General features: G+C 49.2%; 15 protein-coding genes, 1 pseudogene and 2 CRISPR repeat arrays. Of the genes and pseudogenes, 14 read left to right on the top strand and 2 right to left on the bottom strand.

Features of this window, described 5'->3' with window-relative positions:
* Window positions 1–2: 2 nt before the first annotated feature.
* Together ACE5LO_RS04490 and ACE5LO_RS04485 are read left to right on the top strand one after the other, a co-directional pair.
* On the top strand, window positions 3–563 hold the full coding sequence (locus ACE5LO_RS04490; RefSeq protein WP_375518861.1) for a cysteine hydrolase family protein: 561 nt from the start codon (window positions 3–5) through the stop codon (window positions 561–563).
* A 64-nt stretch (window positions 564–627) separates the two neighbouring features.
* On the top strand, window positions 628–2,088 hold the full coding sequence (locus ACE5LO_RS04485; RefSeq protein ID WP_375518860.1) for a nicotinate phosphoribosyltransferase: 1,461 nt from the start codon (window positions 628–630) through the stop codon (window positions 2,086–2,088).
* Window positions 2,089–2,460: 372 nt separating this feature from the next.
* Here ACE5LO_RS04485 and ACE5LO_RS04480 read toward each other — a convergent pair whose 3' ends face one another.
* Window positions 2,461–2,976, bottom strand: a complete 516-nt coding sequence (locus ACE5LO_RS04480; protein ID WP_375518859.1) for a MogA/MoaB family molybdenum cofactor biosynthesis protein — start codon at window positions 2,974–2,976, stop codon at window positions 2,461–2,463.
* 194 nt (window positions 2,977–3,170) lie between these two features.
* On the opposite strand from ACE5LO_RS04480, the gene ACE5LO_RS04475 reads away from it, so the two are divergent.
* The 4 genes and pseudogenes from ACE5LO_RS04475 (at window position 3,171) to ACE5LO_RS04460 (ending at window position 5,807) form a co-directional block, all read left to right on the top strand.
* Window positions 3,171–4,229: a CobW family GTP-binding protein gene (locus ACE5LO_RS04475; RefSeq protein ID WP_375518858.1), complete on the top strand. Its 1,059-nt coding sequence runs from the start codon at window positions 3,171–3,173 to the stop codon at window positions 4,227–4,229.
* Between the two features lie 39 nt (window positions 4,230–4,268).
* A pseudogene (locus ACE5LO_RS04470) lies at window positions 4,269–4,337 on the top strand (four-helix bundle copper-binding protein); the annotation flags it as partial.
* A 701-nt stretch (window positions 4,338–5,038) separates the two neighbouring features.
* A complete protein-coding gene (locus ACE5LO_RS04465) occupies window positions 5,039–5,395 on the top strand; it encodes a nucleotidyltransferase domain-containing protein (RefSeq protein ID WP_375518857.1) in 357 nt (118 codons plus the stop codon).
* Complete coding sequence (locus tag ACE5LO_RS04460; protein WP_375518856.1) at window positions 5,385–5,807, top strand: HEPN domain-containing protein; 423 nt, start codon at window positions 5,385–5,387, stop codon at window positions 5,805–5,807. Before ACE5LO_RS04465 ends, ACE5LO_RS04460 begins: the two co-directional genes overlap by 11 nt.
* A gap of 469 nt (window positions 5,808–6,276) precedes the next feature.
* Window positions 6,277–6,644: direct repeats of the CRISPR family, unit length 32 nt; unit sequence GTTACTCCCCGCTGGGGAGTATGGATTGAAAT.
* Window positions 6,645–7,519: 875 nt separating this feature from the next.
* Here ACE5LO_RS04460 and ACE5LO_RS04455 read toward each other — a convergent pair.
* Complete coding sequence (locus tag ACE5LO_RS04455) at window positions 7,520–8,431, bottom strand: SDR family oxidoreductase (protein ID WP_375519029.1); 912 nt, start codon at window positions 8,429–8,431, stop codon at window positions 7,520–7,522.
* Window positions 8,432–8,614: 183 nt separating this feature from the next.
* On the opposite strand from ACE5LO_RS04455, the gene ACE5LO_RS04450 reads away from it, so the two are divergent.
* The 8 genes from ACE5LO_RS04450 (at window position 8,615) to ACE5LO_RS04415 (ending at window position 17,561) form a co-directional block, all read left to right on the top strand.
* Window positions 8,615–9,592 (top strand): LacI family DNA-binding transcriptional regulator, encoded by a 978-nt coding sequence (locus ACE5LO_RS04450; RefSeq protein WP_375518855.1) that lies wholly within the window; start codon window positions 8,615–8,617, stop codon window positions 9,590–9,592.
* A 634-nt stretch (window positions 9,593–10,226) separates the two neighbouring features.
* Entirely contained in the window at window positions 10,227–11,525 is a 1,299-nt protein-coding gene (locus ACE5LO_RS04445) for an ABC transporter substrate-binding protein (RefSeq protein ID WP_375519028.1), read from the top strand.
* 57 nt (window positions 11,526–11,582) lie between these two features.
* Window positions 11,583–12,467 (top strand): carbohydrate ABC transporter permease, encoded by an 885-nt coding sequence (locus ACE5LO_RS04440; protein WP_375518854.1) that lies wholly within the window; start codon window positions 11,583–11,585, stop codon window positions 12,465–12,467.
* Entirely contained in the window at window positions 12,467–13,294 is an 828-nt protein-coding gene (locus ACE5LO_RS04435) for a carbohydrate ABC transporter permease (RefSeq protein ID WP_375518853.1), read from the top strand. The genes ACE5LO_RS04440 and ACE5LO_RS04435 overlap by 1 nt, the downstream gene beginning before the upstream one ends.
* 84 nt (window positions 13,295–13,378) lie before the next feature.
* The gene (locus ACE5LO_RS04430) at window positions 13,379–14,794 is read left to right on the top strand and encodes a glycoside hydrolase family 32 protein (protein ID WP_375518852.1); all 1,416 of its coding nucleotides are present in this window, start codon (window positions 13,379–13,381) and stop codon (window positions 14,792–14,794) included.
* Between the two features lie 290 nt (window positions 14,795–15,084).
* A CRISPR array of direct repeats spans window positions 15,085–15,726; the repeat unit is 32 nt; unit sequence GTTACTCCCCTTGCGGGAGTATGGATTGAAAC.
* A gap of 83 nt (window positions 15,727–15,809) precedes the next feature.
* Entirely contained in the window at window positions 15,810–16,019 is a 210-nt protein-coding gene (locus tag ACE5LO_RS04425; RefSeq protein ID WP_375518851.1) for a hypothetical protein, read from the top strand.
* A gap of 152 nt (window positions 16,020–16,171) precedes the next feature.
* Window positions 16,172–16,771, top strand: coding sequence for a TetR/AcrR family transcriptional regulator (locus ACE5LO_RS04420; protein ID WP_375518850.1), 600 nt, complete (start codon window positions 16,172–16,174; stop codon window positions 16,769–16,771).
* Window positions 16,772–16,904: 133 nt separating this feature from the next.
* Window positions 16,905–17,561, top strand: coding sequence for a hypothetical protein (locus ACE5LO_RS04415; RefSeq protein WP_375518849.1), 657 nt, complete (start codon window positions 16,905–16,907; stop codon window positions 17,559–17,561).
* The last annotated feature ends 7 nt before the right edge of the window (window positions 17,562–17,568 follow it).

Raw genomic sequence — 17,568 nt, 5'->3', positions numbered from 1 at the left:
CTATGAAAGCATTGATTGTTATTGATTATACGAATGATTTTGTAGATGGCAGCCTGCCCGTAGGCCAGCCTGCGGCAGATTTGGATGATCGGATCGCAGACATTACACAACGCTTTCTTGATCAGGGTGATCTCGTGGTAATGGCGGTAGACCTTCACGAGGAAGGCGACCCGTACCATCCCGAAACGAAGCTGTTTCCGCCCCATAATATCCGGGGCACGTCCGGCCGTCTGCTGTACGGCAAGCTGCAGCAGGTATATGAACGCAATCAGGAAGCGGTTTTCTGGATGGACAAAACTCGTTACAGCGCGTTCTGTGGTACGCCACTGGAGCAAAAGCTGCGGGAGCGGGGCATAACCGAGGTTCATCTGATCGGAGTATGCACCGATATATGCGTGCTGCATACGGCAGTGGATGCTTATAATAAAGGCTTTGCTATTACGGTCTATAAAGATGCGGTGGCCAGCTTTAACGAGGCAGGCCATGAATGGGCTTTGGGACATTTCAGCGGCAGCCTTGGCGCGCGCGTCGTAGCGGCGGAAGAAGAGCTTCTGAGGCGCTGAGCGGGGATTTACTACACAGCGAATGAATACAGCAGCCGGGGATCGTGAGAAAGGATGAATAACGATGCAGACCAGTCTTGCTTTACATACGGACAAATATCAGATTAACATGATGTACGCCCATTGGGCCAATGGCACACACCAGCGCCACGCCGTGTTTGAGGCTTATTTCCGCAAGCTTCCTTTCGGAAATGGCTACGCGGTATTCGCCGGTCTGGAACGGATTGTACACTACGTTTCCAGCCTGAAGTTTACCGAGGAGGATATCCGCTACCTGGCGAAGCAGGAAGAGCAGTATGACGAACGCTTCCTGGAGGAGCTGCGCCGGTTCGAATTCCGCGGAACGATCCATTCCATGAAGGAAGGGGCTCTTGTATTTCCGAATGAGCCGCTGGTCAGAGTGGAAGGCACGATTATGGAAGCGCAGCTGGTCGAAACAGCGTTGCTTAATTTTATGAACTATCAGACGCTGATCGCCACCAAAGCCTCACGGATCAAACAGGTCGCCGACGGGGACACGCTGCTCGAGTTTGGCACCCGGCGCGCTCAGGAAGCAGATGCCGCCGTATGGGGCGCCCGTGCCGCATATGTGGCCGGATTCCACGCCACCTCCAATATGCTGGCCGGAGAGCGGTTCGGGATACCGACAGCGGGTACGCATGCCCACTCCTGGGTGCAGAGTTTTATGTCCGAGCAGGAGGCGTTTGACGCCTATGCGAAGGTGCTTCCGGATCAGGTTACACTGCTGGTGGATACGTTTGATACATTGGAAAGCGGTTTGCCCCATGCCATTAAAACGGCCAAAATGCTGGAGGCGCAGGGGAAACGCATGAGAGCCATTCGTCTGGATAGCGGAGACCTGGCTTATCTGTCCATTCAGGCGCGGCAGATGCTGGATGAGGCGGGACTGGATTATGTGCAGATTGTTGCTTCCAACGATCTGGACGAGAATACGATCTTCAACCTGAAAGCAGAGGGAGCGCGTATCAACACCTGGGGAGTAGGAACCCAACTGATCACCGCTTCGGACCAGCCCTCCCTCGGCGGTGTTTACAAGCTGGTGGAGCGGGAGCAGGACGGGGAGATGGTGCCAACGATCAAAATTTCCGCCAATCCGGAAAAGGTATCCACCCCTGGTAAAAAGGATGTCTACCGGATCGTCGATCAGAAGACCAAAAAAGCGGTGGCCGACTATATTTCATTCCCGGATGAAGATCGTCCGCGCAATGGCAAGAAGCTGAAGCTGTTCAATCCTGTGCATCCTTATCTGAAAAAGTATGTCGCCAATTACGACGCTATCCCGATGCTGGAGCCAATCTTCGTGGATGGGAAGCAGGTCTACGATCTGCCGTCGCTTGATGATATCCGCAGCTACCACCGCGAGCAGCTCGCTCTGTTCTGGCCGCAATATTTGCGCAAGCTGAATCCGGAGATTTACCGTGTGAATATCAGCCAGAAGGCATGGGAGCTGAAGCAAAAGATGATTGACAGCTATATGGCTCCTGAACCAGAGCATGACGAATAATACGCGATTATGTTTAAAGGCATCTGACCGATAGGGGACAGATGCCTTTTACGTTACCGGACAGGAGCGCCCTTATTTGCCCCAAAAGACGGGATTTTACTTTCTATCGGACAGAGGGAACCTTATTTGCCCGAAAATAGTCTAAAACGCACGTTGAAATGCTCAATAACGGATCTGGTGTCCGTTCGCAGCCCATAAAGGTTTGATTTCGCGGAAATAGCGGCACTCCTGTCCGTTTAAATGATGGCATAAGCCGTATTGTCAGACTCCGACTTTAGTTTGCGTCTTAATATTTTGTATAATATCGGGTGTATATTCAAGGTGTCGTATTCATGATAAACACCCCCGCCTCATACAGCAAGTGGATGAGAATCAGGGTTTATAGATTTCCCGCATGACATGACGGAGTTCAGGAATAATAATGCGCTCCATGGCAAGCTTGACGGCCTTGGGAGATCCCGGCATGGAGAAGACGGCAGTTCGTCCAACCGTGCCTGCAATCGCTCTGCTCAAAATAGCCGCCGCACCGATATCCTCTGTGAAACTTAAATAACGAAAAATCTCCCCGAAGCCCGGAAGCTCCTTATTCAGCAGCGAAACAACAGCCTCGTAGGTGGTGTCCCGCGGCGAAATTCCTGTACCTCCTGTGAGCAAAATCGCTTCAATCTCCCGGGATGCTGCTGCTTCAAAGACGAGCTGGCGGATCCCTTCATAATCATCCTGGACAATGACATATTTCGCTACACTGTACCCGTTATCTTGCAGCAGCTGCTTCAGGAGCTGCCCCCCTGTATCCGTCGCTTCTGTACGAGTATCCGACACGGTAATGACCATACACGTCACTTGCTGCGGTGATTCACGGCGATGTTCTTCAACGGTTGAATTCATAAAATTCCTCCTTAATAAACTCAAATGCCCTAAACGCTAATTACAATCATAGGAAAAGTCTTCATCGTTATCAACTTGCAGCAGAGACAGAAAGCCGCTTGTTCCTCGTCTCCGCTTATAGTACACTCGTTATGTTAACTTCAGTCAGATTCCTGCAAAATCTGTATACAGATTTTGCTTCACAGGAGGTTGTTATGGAACAGGCAGTACCTGTTTACATATTATCAGGTTTTTTAGGCAGCGGTAAAACGACATTGCTGCAAAAAATGCTGTCCGCTTTTCGCGCTCAAGGCAAACGCCCCGCAGTTGTGATGAACGAGCTGGGGGATGTGAACCTGGACGGTCAACTGATTGACGCCCAGGTGCCGACAGCGGAGCTGCTCGGAGGCTGTATCTGCTGCTCCATCCGGGGAGACCTCAGTCTGCAGCTGGTGGAGCTAGTACAGCAGGAGGCTCCGGACGTCATCATCATCGAAGCAACCGGCGCGGCCAATCCGCTGGATATTTTGGAGGGAGTGTCCGAGACCTCGCTTTATGTCCGACTTGAACTTCGGCAGCTGATTACGATTGTGGATGCGGCTCATTTATATGATCTGTATCAGGAGCAGCGGGGCAAGAGCTATCGGCTAATGCAGGAGCAAATCCGCTGTGCATCGATTTTGATTTTAAACAAAACAGACCGGGTAAACAGTGAAGCTCGCGATCTGCTCAACGAACTGCTGCGCAAATGGAACGCTTACGCTCCCGTGCTGCCGGCTGTTCAATGTGATGTTCCTATAGAGACTTTGTTAGACACGGATATCGCCGGGGCCCAGCAAAAAAGGCAGCAGGATAGCCTTGCGGGGAGCATACCGCATTCCGGCAGCCATGCCAATGCCTGTAGCCATGACCATGGGGAGTTCTGTGGCTGCAGTGATAGCAGTGGCAGTCACGAACATGCAGCCCATGAGCCGCATGATTCACATTCGCATGTGATGGCGTATACCCATTATTTTGCAGGACCTGTCAACAGTGTGGATTTTGAAAAGCTGTTGCAGGAGCTGCCCCGTGATATTTACCGGGCCAAAGGAATTTTGACGTTTCATGATACGAGCGGAAGGTTCTTGTTTCAGTATGCTTACCGGGAATCGGATTTTATGAAAATTGACCCGCAGGGCGAAGTGCAGGATGTAGCCGTATTCATTGGTGAGCATTTTGAGAAGGAAGAGATCCAACGGAGATTGTCCGCCCTAGGGGATTCGTCCGTAAGCTGATCTGCGGCATGCCGCCTGATGCAGCAGGCATAAGCCGACCACTGCCAGCAGTGTGTGGAAGCGTGCCGCCGCTGCGTCGAGGCTTGTCGTTTTATGGCGGCTGCATAGTTGGGGACATGTGGCTGCAAGCAGAGAATGTTGCTATCGTCGAGGCCCTGGGCCGGGTTTGAAAGAGGCAAATATACGTTTGCGGCTGCTTATTTTCAGGATGGATTTATGCTACTATAGGGTGGTGGAAAGGCAACTTGGGCTGTAGGCAGCCGTGAGTGCGAACCCCAAGCGCACATGAAATCCCCGGGAGATTCGCACCACCAGATTTCATGCGGCTTTTCACGGTTTTAGCCTAAAATTGGCCTGTGTAAAATCATACGAAATTCGGGATTCGCACTTTTTGGCCCCGGAGCCTTTACGGGACAAGGGCTGAAAACGCCCGCTGTTACTCCCCCTGCGGGAGTATGGATTGAAACTCACTGCTTGGGGAAGATTTGACGAGAAATGAAGTTACTCCCCCCTGCGGGAGTAAGGATTGAAACGACCCACTGACCAATCAGAAGGCCAACGCCTGGAAGTTACTCCCCCTGCGGGAGTATGGATTGAAACAACGATTTCGTGAGATAATAGGTTCCCAAGAATCGTTACTCCCCCTGCGGGAGTATGGATTGAAACACGGATTGGACTTCTGTAAAAACACTGAGCAGCTCGTTACTCTCCTTGTGGGGGTATGGATTGAAACGCATCCCAGAACATGGCTTCCATAACCCGTTTTATATTACTCCCTATATGGGACATGTTAAGGTGGTATGAGGTTTATGCGCAGCTCAGAAATATCTAACCTGAATTTCCTTGTAGAGAAAGAGAAGCTAGCTTTGGCAGAGGTATTACACAGAATCGAAGGTCCTTTTAAAGTAAGAGAGGCAATCCTTTTTGGGTCAAAAGCACGGGGGGACTTTGAACAGGAAAGTGACATAGACTTGCTTGTTTTGACAGAATTGGAGGATCATCCTGAAAATAGACACTATTTGTCGGATATGCTTTTTGATGTAAATCCATGCTACGAGCCGCCTATAAGCGTAACGTATTTTAACAAAGACGATTGGGACTCAGGGAAAGTATTACCTACTTTTAAAAGCAATATTTTGAAGGATGGTGTTCAGGTTGTCTTTTAAAGATGAGGCAGTCAAGTCGTTCCTAAAAAGAGCTAAGGGGAAATATTCAGCTGCTGTGTATTCTTTTGAGAATGAAGATTATCCGGCAGCCATAGCTTCCCTTTATTATTCTGCTTTCCAGTCCGTCTCAGCTTTAATGGTACATAGAGAGGTCTCGGAAAATAAACACACTCAAGTTAGAGCGTGGGTAGGCAAGGAGCTGTTTAAGCAAGGGTTGATTGGCTCTGATTTAGCTAAGATGTACAATCGTTTGATGGATGACAGGCAGGATGCTGACTATAAACCTACGGTTAACATAACTAGGGAGGCAGTGGAATCCTACTTTGAACCAGTAAAGGAGTTTAATGCAATAATATTAAAAATGATACAGCAGGAGGGATTGCAGGGTCTCGACACGTTTTATATCAATTGACCTTGTAATAGTACCGCCGATTGCTGGTTTTATCGCAAAATTCAATTGGACGCTGCAACTTACGGCGTGCTACATTGGGTATGTAAATACTCCTTACGTGACGTTCCCAAGCTCATGGAACATGTGGAAAAGAGCTATATGTAGCCCTGATGATCCGGCTAAGCATTGTCATGATGTGAAGTAAAAGGGGGGCCGGGCGTTGTCCAATCTTTGTTTGTTCCTTCTCGATCTGAGCCATTAGAATCTGAGTCTGATCAGGGCTCGAGATAGAAAGGTAACTTGGGCTGTGGGTAGCCGTGAGTGCGAACCCCAAGCGCACATGAAATTCCCGGGGGATTCGCACCACCAGATTTCATGCGGTTTTTCACGGTTTTTTTTGAAAAATGGCCTGCTTTAAATGATACCTGATTCGGGGGTTCGCACTTTTAGGCCTGCGAGCCCTTACAGGACAAGGGCCGAAACAGCCCGCTGTTACTCCCCGCTGGGGAGTATGGATTGAAATGTTGAGAAAATATTACCACGAATCTATTTGAGCGGCGTTACTCCCCGCTGGGGAGTATGGATTGAAATGAGAAACTGATTGCATCCGAACAAGCAGCCCACCGTTACTCCCCGCTGGGGAGTATGGATTGAAATACATGATCCTTGGCAATATCCCCTACCGCACGCAGCAGGTTACTCCCCGCTGGGGAGTATGGATTGAAATCTGCGGCAGAGGCTACTTCAGGGACGGCAACCACGTTACTCCCCGCTGGGGAGTATGGATTGAAATTAAGAGCGCCACCTTGCGCATTTGTAGGTCATAGTTACTCCCCGCTGGGGAGTATGGATTGAAATGAAGCGTATGGCCGCAAATTTGGATCGTATGATTGGGTGGACTCCCCCCATTTCGGCTAGTGCTTCGCTCTGGAAATGAGCCGACAGTTAGAGGTGACTGCACGAGCGTAATTACACAACGTGGCGTTGTCCACTAACGGTTGCGTTATTTCCAAGAAGATGCACTAGGAGATAGGTGTGAGTGCGTGTAAAAGCGCGAACACGCTAACGGTTGTATGCGACGCTATTTGGATAAAAACGGGGCATGACAAGCTACAACGGTTGCCATCGAGCCTATTTCCTATTTTTCCGCAGGTAGAGGGGGCTGTTTCCCTAAATAGGCGCGCATACAACCGTAAAAAAAGAAACCCTGCTCTTCTCTGCCGGATAAGCGCGGTGGCAACCGTTAGCAAAGCAATGTGCCGGGCAAATCGATCCTTCGAGGCTAAGGTTCACACTGGATTCCCTCACTCGGGGAGCTTATACCCTAGCGCTTCGTTCTGGAAATGAGCCGACGGTTAGAGATGACTGCATGAGCGTAATTACACAACGTGGCGTTGTCCACTAACGGTTGCGTTATTTCCGGGAAGATGCACTAGGTTACGGTACTCCAGCTTGTTACTTCCTACACGGGAGTATGGATTGAAACATTCTTGAACCTTGTTAGGCGGAGTACGTCTAAGGTTACTCCCTATCCATGAGTGCGGCTGAAACACAAGGACCGTCCGACGACGTGGTGTTCGAGTATTTCCCCCTACACAGAAGTAAAATCGAAATCTTAAACGAGTGAAATAAATTAAAGGCTCCAATCACTACCTCCCCAAAAAAATTCTCTTCCACCTTCTTGCAGGTGAAAAATGACGGCCATTTGGCCGCCATTAGCATTTATATAGAACTTAGCGGTAACCCGCAGCATTCGCTGGTTTGCCCGCCTCCTGCACCTCTACAAGATAACGCCAGCAGTCCGGCTGGGAGCCATCGAGATCATAAAAACCATATACCTGTGCGAGCTGACCACTTGAAACCGAATGACCGTTCCAGCGTGCTGCTTCCGGATCTGCAGCTAGAGCGGCCACAGCACGTCCGACAAAGTGGGGTGTTTCCGAGATGATAAAATGAGGTTCCTTTGCCGTAGCATCACGCCAGTTTTCTTCTGTAACGCCAAAGTGATCAAGCATAATTTCAGACCGCATCCAGCCCGGAGTCAAAGCTACCGCGGTGCAGTTAAATGGCGCAAGCTCATGGGCTAAAGCCTTAGCCATTCGAATAACAGAGGACTTGGCCAGATCGTAGAACAGTGATGAACGGTAGTTTTGATCATTGTACTCTGCCGTGCCGTCAGTCATTTCAACGACCAGTCCGTTTTTGTTGCGGATTAACAGCGGCAGGGCAAAATGGCTTGTTATAATATGCGTGTCAACCGCAAGCCGCAGCATGCGCAAACCCCGTTCCAGCGAATGCTCCCATACAGGCACGTCCCATTCTGCCAAATATTCGGCTCCCCACACATCGTTGACCAGAATGTCCAGTTTTCCCTGTTCATTTTCAATTCGTGCCATTAGAGCTTGAACCTGGTCAGGATTCAGATGGTCCACTTGAACTGCTATTCCCTGGCCGCCTGCGCTGCACACCAGTTCGGCGGTTTCTTCAATCGTTTCGGGGCGATTATACTCGGAGCGCTGCGTTCTTGTCGTGCGTCCTGTCACATATACCGTGGCACCGGCTGCTCCTAATTCGATGGCGATTCCGCGGCCTGCGCCGCGTGTTGCACCTGCCACCAAAGCTACTTTTCCCTCTAGAGGTTTCATCATTTGTTGCTCCTTTCGTGTTCTGTCTCCTACATTATGGGCTTTAAATATGTCATCTAGTGTCATAATAAAATTGCCTGTCATCGATTCACTCTGGAACCCATCCAGTACAGCAAAGTTGTATAAGCTGAGGAGAGAGGGTATAGTTTTGTATGTATTTTATTTTGTGTGAAAGAGGTTCATATGGCGACAATTCACGATGTGGCTTTAAAAGCGGGGGTATCTGTCACGACCGTATCCCGTGTTATGAATAACCGGGGATATATCAGCGAAACGACCCGCAAAAAAGTGTTCGACGCAATGGATGAGCTTAATTACCAACCGAATGAAATCGCACGTTCCCTGCTCCGCAAGCAGTCCAATATTATCGGCCTGATTATTCCGAATGTTGCGCATCCTTTTTTCAGCGAGCTTGCCAATCAGGTGGAGTATTATGCCTATCAGCATGATTGCAAGGTGCTGCTGTGCAATTCACATATGGACCCTGTTAAGGAAAAAGTATATATCGACATGCTGAAACGCAACCGGGTCGATGGCATCATTATGGGCAGCCATACGCTGGAAGTGGACGAGTATCGTCACCTGAATTCACCGATTGTGACATTTGACAGACAAATTGATCCGCATATTCCTTACATTTCTTCGGACAATTACCGTGGCGGCGAGTTGGCCACGGAGCTGCTCATTCGCAAGGGCTGCCGGAAAATTGCGCATATATGTGGAAATCTGGAGCTCAACATGTTGTCCAATCAGCGGACAGACGCATTCCGGGATGTTGTGAACAAGCATGGTGCAGAGCATGTGATCGTGCAAACGGATTTGAACGTGTTCGCGCAAAAAGATTACGAACGCATCATCCGTCAGCTTGTTCAAGAACATCCGGATGTCGACGGAGTCTTCGCAACGAGTGATATCATCGCTGCAGTTGCGATGAAAGAATGTATGCGCACAGGTAGACGTGTGCCGCAAGATGTGCGCATTGTAGGCTTCGACGATGTAAGCGTTGCATCCTGGCTGACGCCGGAGCTGACATCGATAAGACAGCCGATCGCGGATATCGGCAGACTGGCGGTTGAGTTGATTCGTAAACAGGCGGAGGGAGAGAGGGTAGAGCCCATGAATCTGCTGCCGGTTGAGCTTATTGAGCGGGCTACCACCTAATTGCCTAATGAGATGGGAAAATCCCGGGAGGTTCATTGATTGGAGAGTTCCTTGTTGGTGTTCTGAGGCACTACGAGAACGAAGCATTCCTGCAATCGCTGTTGACCCTTCGGGCCAAAGGCGAACGCTCCGCTTTTCCGGAATTGCTGCGTGTATATCCATACTTGAAATTCGAAAGAAGCAGCCGTCAATCAAAGGAACCACTCGCGATTTCTGAAGAAACCTACCTCTCAGGCTTTTGTACGAAAAAACGTACAACTGAGGTCCTGAGGGTCCTCGGTCCCAGGCTTTTGTACGAAAAAACGTACAACTGAGGTCCTGGGGGGCCTCGGTCCCAGGTTTTTGTACGAAAAAACGTACAACTGAAAGCCCGAGCGGTCTCCATCCTACGCTATTATACGAAAAAACGTACAAACGAGAACCTGAGCGAGCCCCGTCTAAACGTGGTCTGGTTTCTGTGAACATACGTCGATAGACGTCTTCCTAAAGAGTGTCAAAGGTTTGATATGTCAAACGATTGACATAGGTTAAACCTTTGACATATAATTCGATTGTAAGCGCTTCACAATATGCTCAGATCATTATGAAAATAGGGGGATAACAAGTGACGGCGAAATTCAAAAGGGTTCAATGGATGGTCATGCTGCTTCTTTTGGTAATGGTGATGTCTGCTTGCGGCGGCTCTGCAGGAGAAAGTAATTCGGCGTCCGGAGGAGCAACAGGGGATTCGGGAAATGTGAAAATTACGCTGCTGAACTCCAAAGGTGAAATTCTATCACAGCTCGAGGATGCCGCCAAAGCATTTCAGGAGGACAATCTGGGCATTACAGTGGAAATCCAGCCGGTTGCGGCCGGTACATCTCCATTTGAGCGTGCTTCGGCATTATATGCGTCAGGCAACCCGCCAACGATGATGATGCTGGATACAAGTGATGTCGAGAAATTCAAGGACCGCATCCTCGATCTGAGCGGGGAGAAATGGAATGCGGATACGCTTGAGAACGCTACCAATGAAACTACGTTTGACGGTAAAAACTACGCTTTTCCGCTAGCTATAGAGGGCTACGGATTCATCTACAACAAGGCTGTTGTTGATAAAGCGGTGGGCGGAAGCTTTGATCCGGCCACAATCAAAACCAGAAATGATCTCGAAAAGCTGTTCCAGCAAATTGAGGCATCCGGGAAAAAAGCACTGGTGATCTCGCCGATGGACTGGTCGCTGGGCGCTCATTACTTGCCTTTGGCCTATGCCGGACAGAACAAAGACATGGTGGAAGTGGACAAATTCATAACTTCACTGAAGGCAGGCCAGGCCAACTTGGCCAACAATCCGGTATTCAACGGTCTGATGGATACCTTCGACGTGATGATGAAATATAACATTGACCAAGCTTCTCCGCTGGCAGGAACGTATGAACGGGGACCGGAGCTGCTCGGCAAAGGGGAAGTCGGCATCTGGTTCATGGGCAACTGGGCATGGCCGCAAATTAGCAGTTTTGATACCGCAAACCAAGAATACGGCTTTCTGCCTGTACCGATCAGCAATAATGCCGATGATTACGGCAATCAGGAAATTTCGTCCGCCGTATCCAAACGTATTGTCATTGACAAGGAGAAAGCTACCCCGCAACAGCAGGAGGCGGCGAAGAAGTTCCTGAACTGGATCGTTTATGATGAAAAAGGTCAGGATTTCCTTGTGAATCAAGCGAACATTATCCCGGCGTTCAAAAATATTACACTGCCTGCGGCCGATCCGCTCGGCAAGTCCATTCAGGATTACATGGCAAGAGGCAAGTCAGAACCTTCGATGAGTATGCTGCCTGCCGACCATTGGGCAAAGACGGGATCGTCCATGCAAAAATATTTGGCGAAACAGGGCGACCGCGCAACGCTGGCCAAAGAGATCGAAGACTACTGGAAAACCGTAAAATAAGATCTTTTCCAACCGCCTCAAATGGGAGAGAAAACCGGAATAAAGAGAGGGATCATCATGATTGCGGAAAAAGGAGTGTGGAACCGGCTGCGTTTACGGCTGCTGTTTACCGGACCTACCTTGTTTGCCTTCACTACGGTAATGATCATTCCGTTTTTATATGGCATTTACCTGACGTTTACGAACTGGGATGGTATTTCGACAACACAATCATTGGTAGGTATGCAAAACTACCTGGCTGTTTTCCGGGATGCTGACTTTTGGAAATCGTTTGGTTTGACGCTGAAATATGTGTTTTATACCGTCGTGCTTATCAATGTCATCGCTTTTATGCTGGCATACGTACTCACCAAAGGGTTGAAGGGGCAGAGCATTTTCAGGGTAGGATTTTTCCTGCCCAACCTGGTCGGCGGTATTGTGCTCGGTTTTATCTGGCAGTTTATTTTCAACTTTGTGCTTGTTTATTTGGGTCAAAATGCCGGCATCCAGTCCCTTAGCGCAACTTGGCTGGCTGATCCTGATAAAGCGTTCTGGGCGCTCGTCATGGTAACGGTGTGGCAAAACGCTGGTTACATGATGGTCATTTACATCGCAGGCTTGACTGGTGTGCCGGATGATATTATGGAGGCTGCAAGCATAGATGGGGCGAGCGGCTGGATCAAACTACGGAAAATGGTGCTGCCCCTGATGGTCCCTTCATTCATCGTATGTATATTTTTGTCCCTGCAGCGGGGATTTATGGTCTATGATGTGAACCTCGCGCTCACGAAAGGCGGGCCGTTCGGCAGTACAAAAATGGTGTCGATGCATGTGTATGAAAAGGCATTCCTTTCCCGTGATTATGGTGTGGGCCAAGCCGAAGCATTCGTGCTTTTCCTGATGGTTGCCCTCATTACGCTGCTGCAGGTTTATTTTAGCAAGAAGCTGGAGGTGGAAGCGTAATGGCAAGCCAAAAAGCTGCCTTCAGTGTGCTTAAATTCATGGTGCTGACCGTCATGCTTATATTGTTTATCGTGCCGTTCGTTTTCCTGCTGATCAATTCGTTCAAGGAGAACACGGCCATCACCGCTAATCCGTTATCGCTTCCTGACAGCTTCAAAATGGCCAACTATACGTATGCGCTCGAGAAAATGAATTATATCGACGCTTTTACCAACTCATTGATGATAACGGTGTTAAGTGTCCTGTTGATCTCGCTGTTCGCGGCGATGACAGCTCATTATTTTGTCAGAAACAACAACAAAGTAAACCAATATACGTTTCTGCTGATGGTGGCTTCCATGATCATTCCGTTTCAGGCCATCATGATTCCGTTGGTGAAAATTTATGGATCACTTGGTCTGCTGAACAGCAAGTGGTCGCTGATTTACATGTACATCGGTTTTGGCAGCTCGCTGGCCGTTTTCATTTATCATGGATTCGTGAAAGGGGTTCCCAAGGAACTGGAAGAAGCGGCGCTGATTGACGGCTGTACGCGGGTTCAGACCTTCTTCCGCATCGTGTTCCCGGTACTGATGCCGACGACGGCGACCATCTCCATTCTGAATGTGCTGTGGATTTGGAATGACTTTCTGCTGCCTTCACTTATTCTTGTCGATCCGGAGCAAAGGACGCTGCCGCTGTCCACATATAACTTTTACGGAACCTACACGGTGGATTACGGTCCGCTGATGGCCAGCCTGGTATTGACGATTTTTCCGGTCATTATCATCTATCTGTTCGCCCAGAAGTATATAATTCGGGGTGTGATGCAAGGTTCGATTAAATAAACGAAAAGGGTAGGATGCCTTATCAAACAGACTAGAAGGTATACGAGAGAGCAAGCTGATCAATTTATCGCCCAATCGGAGCATTTGCTTCGTCCAGATTACAGGCTGAACTACCATCTGATGGCCGAGTATGGCTGGATGAACGATCCGAACGGATTTATCCACTATAAAGAGCAGTATCACTTGTTCTACCAGCATTACCCGTATGAGCCGGTATGGGGACCGATGCACTGGGGGCATGCCGTCAGCCACGATCTTATGAAATGGGATTACCTGCCGGTTGCCTTGGCTCCCGACGGTGTGTTCGACCGGGACGGCTGCTTCTCCGGCAGCGCCATCGAGCAGGACGGCAAGCTTGTCCTCATGTATACGGGGCATGTCGTGACCGGACCGGACAAAGATCAGGATTACAAGCAGTCACAGGGCATTGCCCTGTCGGAGGACGGGGTGACGTTCGAAAAATGGGAAGGCAACCCGGTTATCGGTTATGATGCTGTTCCGTCGATGGTCAGCCGTAAAGATTTTCGTGACCCTAAAGTGTTCAGGCATAGCGATCAATATTACGCTGTTCTTGGGTCGAATGATGCCAAAGGAAACGGATTGGTATTGCTATACCGCTCAAATGACCTGCGCAGCTGGACATATGTCAATGTGCTTGCTAGGAGTGACGGGCGTTTCGGCGACAATTGGGAATGCCCGGACTTGTTTCCGCTTGGGGGCCGGCACGTATTTATGCTCTCCCCGCAGCGCATGCCAGCCCAGGGAGAAGCTTACCGCAACCTGCATTCGACCATGTACGGTATCGGTGATTTTGATCCGGTTGCCGGGACCTTTACGGCAGAGCGGTATGCGCCGGTAGACCACGGGTTTGATTTCTACGCCCCGCAGTCAACGGTGGATGACAAGGGACGGTGTATCATCATCGGTTGGATGGATATGTGGGAGTCGGACATGCCGACCCAGCAGGGGCATCATTGGGCTGGTGCGATGAGCCTGCCGCGTGAGGTGGTCATCGACGGCGGCCGGTTGCTGTTCCGCCCACTGGAAGAGACAGAGAAATACCGTTCCAATCTGTTCGAGCAGCCTGTTACGGTGCTGACAGGCGAGCAGACTCTGGAGACGGGGGGCGACAGTTATGAACTGCAGGCCGTATTTGAATTTGAAGCCGGAAAAACCGAGGAATTCGGTTTAAAGCTGCGGGTGGGCGGCGGCGAGGAGACGGTGCTGTCGTACCGTCCCGGCGACGGCCTGTTCCGTTTCAACCGTGACCGTTCTGGGATCGGGCCTGGGGGCGAGCGGAGAGTGTACCTCGGACAGGATGATGGCCGTTTGGAGCTGCGCATTTTCGTCGATAAAAGCTCAGTGGAGGTATTTATCGGCGATGGCGAATATGTCCTTACCGGCCGGATTTATCCTGGCCCGAAATCGCTGGGCATTTGCGCTTTTGCCGAAGGAGCTTGTTCACTCGTCTTATTCCGCAAGTGGGATATCGTCACATAATGTTATGGCGGCAGGAGCCTAGCGGAAAAGCCGTTGAAAATACGTATCTTACCCTTACGTTGCAAAAGGAATTGACACGTAAAACGTATTATGTAAAATGAGGATATGTTGAAGACGGCAGGTGCGAACCCCAAGCGCACATGAATTCCCTGGGAGATTCGCACCACCAGGTTTTACGCGGCTTTTCACGGTTTTAGCCTAAAATTGACCTGTGTAAAATCATATGAAATTCGGGATTCGCACTTTTGGGCCTCGGAGCCCTTATGGGACAAGGGCTGAAAACGCCCGCTGTTACTCCCCTTGCGGGAGTATGGATTGAAACCATACCCTGTTGGCCCTCGCTCGTGTGCCAAATGGTTACTCCCCTTGCGGGAGTATGGATTGAAACTAGTTTATTAGCGTATTTTTGACAATGGTAAAAAGGTTACTCCCCTTGCGGGAGTATGGATTGAAACAATTGAATCGATAAGAGCTTGTATTAGTTCGTCGTTACTCCCCTTGCGGGAGTATGGATTGAAACTGTCCCCAAATTGTCCCCTTCAATATAAAAGCGCCGGTTACTCCCCGTGCGGGAGTATGGATTGAAACGGGCAGGCGCTGGGGACATTTGTTAAATGGCATGTGGTTACTCCCCGTGCGGGAGTATGGATTGAAACTGGGAGGAAATTACCGAATTGCATCCAGGCCGTTTCGTGTTACTCCCCGTGCGGGAGTATGGATTGAAACCATTGTTCAGGAGATTTTCAAGTGTATATGCCGTATAGTTACTCCCCCTGCGGGAGTATGGATTGAAACTTAGTGATTAATTTCCTACCTCTTATCATAAGCAATATGGTTACTCCCCCTGCGGGAGTATGGATTGAAACATGATGGCCCAGCAAATATCGAGCTCATCAAAGAGTTACTCCCCCTGCGGGAGTATGGATTGAAATGTCACCCCAATCCTTTTTCATGTGATCCACACTGTGGTTACTCCCCTTGCGGAAGGAACCTATCCAGTAAAGAGGGCTGCTTCTTGAGTGTCCGATGGATGCACGAGCCAGAAAGTGTATTTGGGCCATCAAACATAACCGGGATTCCGGCGCTTCCTGTTTTAACGCTTACAAAAAGTAAGTTCGGAGGTTGGGTATCTTTTATTTGCTCACCATCTGACGAAGAAACAGAAGTGGATGAAAAAATAAACGGATCGGCAATGATGAGTTCTTTGCCTGGTCCGTTTTTTTGATTTTGATTCCGCAGGCCGTCCTTTGACTTTTTTTCAACAGTAGAGCTCCCTACAGAACATTGACAGGGGACAGAAAAGTATTTAGAATAAAAATTGATTGATCGACCAAAATAAAAAATGAACAATCAAATAACAAAAAGGGAGATGAATAAATGGAAAACAAACAATCTTTGATAGCTGATGCACGGAGAGAACAAATCATTAAAGCTGCTATAGAGGTTTTGATAGAAATTGGATATAACAGCACAAGTCTTTCCAAAATAGCAAATAAAGCAAACATAAGTACAGGGCTTATATCTTATCATTTCTCTGGTAAGGAAGATTTGATGAGAAATACTTTGATGTATTTGGTTGAGCAAGAGCGAGCCTTTATTAAGGGAAAAGTGGAACAGAAACAACCGTATATGGAGAAATTAATGACTTTTATAGAAGCAAGCTTGGCATATCAGGGTACAAACCGTGGATATAACAATGCGTTACTTGAAATTATTTTTAATGGTCGTACACCAGACAACGTCCCTTATTATCGGGCAGAAGTTCATGAGGAAGATGAATTAAATGTTTTGTTGAGAGAGATTCTTTATAAAGGACAAGAAGCTAAAGAATTTGGTGACTTCGACCCTCAAGTGATAGCAATTGTCATTCGAGGTGCCATATCAGGATCGATGTCATTGCCTCAATATGAAAATAAGCTAAACCTTGAAGATTACAGTGAAAAGATGATTAAGAGCGTTTTAAAAATGATCAAATAAAAAAACGAGAGTGAGATATATAACGGCGTTGTGAACCCAACGTTGGGGAGTGAGCAGCTGCAGTTAACCAAAGTTTTTGCGGCAGGCCTTTGTCACTGTTCTTCAGAATATTCCAGTTGAAAAGGAGCCTAAAATGATCAAGAACCATAAGTGGCGCAAAGCTGCGCAACGAGTCAAGGCAGGGAACGGGCGTTCACTAAAGCCTTTTCGATGGTGGCAACCGCTCAACCGTGCCCTGTTTTACCTCACGTTGACCAACGATGATGGCCGACAAACGGTCTTCGCCGTTGACGTCCCGTATTGGCAACAGTTTCAGACGGACGACGGTAAGGGCAAGGCCCACCTGTACCTCGATGGCAAGCATCACGCCGAGTCCAAACTCCCCGCGGCCTTCCCCGTGCCGGGAGGAATGATTATCGTAGAGGGCTCCGCTTTCGGCTTTAAGCGTTGCGACTATGTTACCACCGAGGGAAGCAAGCAGCAGCTCTCCCCGGACGAGCGTTCCGCCGAAGGACGGCGCGCCCGTCTTGAACGCGAGCACCCGGCGTTGAGCCGCTGGATCGGATTTTTGTCGCTGATCATGTTGATTATCCCTATTCTTCTTGCTATCCCTCAGGTCATTGATGCAGTCTCTCAGGTGCCCCCGATAGCTGAGCGCTTCGGGAACTTCAACTCGCCCATTGCTCTGCCGATCTGGCTCAACATCACGTTCGGGCTCTGCGCCGTTGCAGCCAGTATGGAGCGCGCAACACGATTGCGATGGAACGCGTTGCTAGACGGTAGCTCTTAGTATGTAG

Source organism: Paenibacillus medicaginis (genome assembly GCF_042138635.1).
Taxonomy (GTDB): domain Bacteria; phylum Bacillota; class Bacilli; order Paenibacillales; family Paenibacillaceae; genus Paenibacillus; species Paenibacillus medicaginis.
Note: the sequence above shows the minus strand (reverse complement) of the source record. Positions and strands in the feature narration are given on the sequence as shown.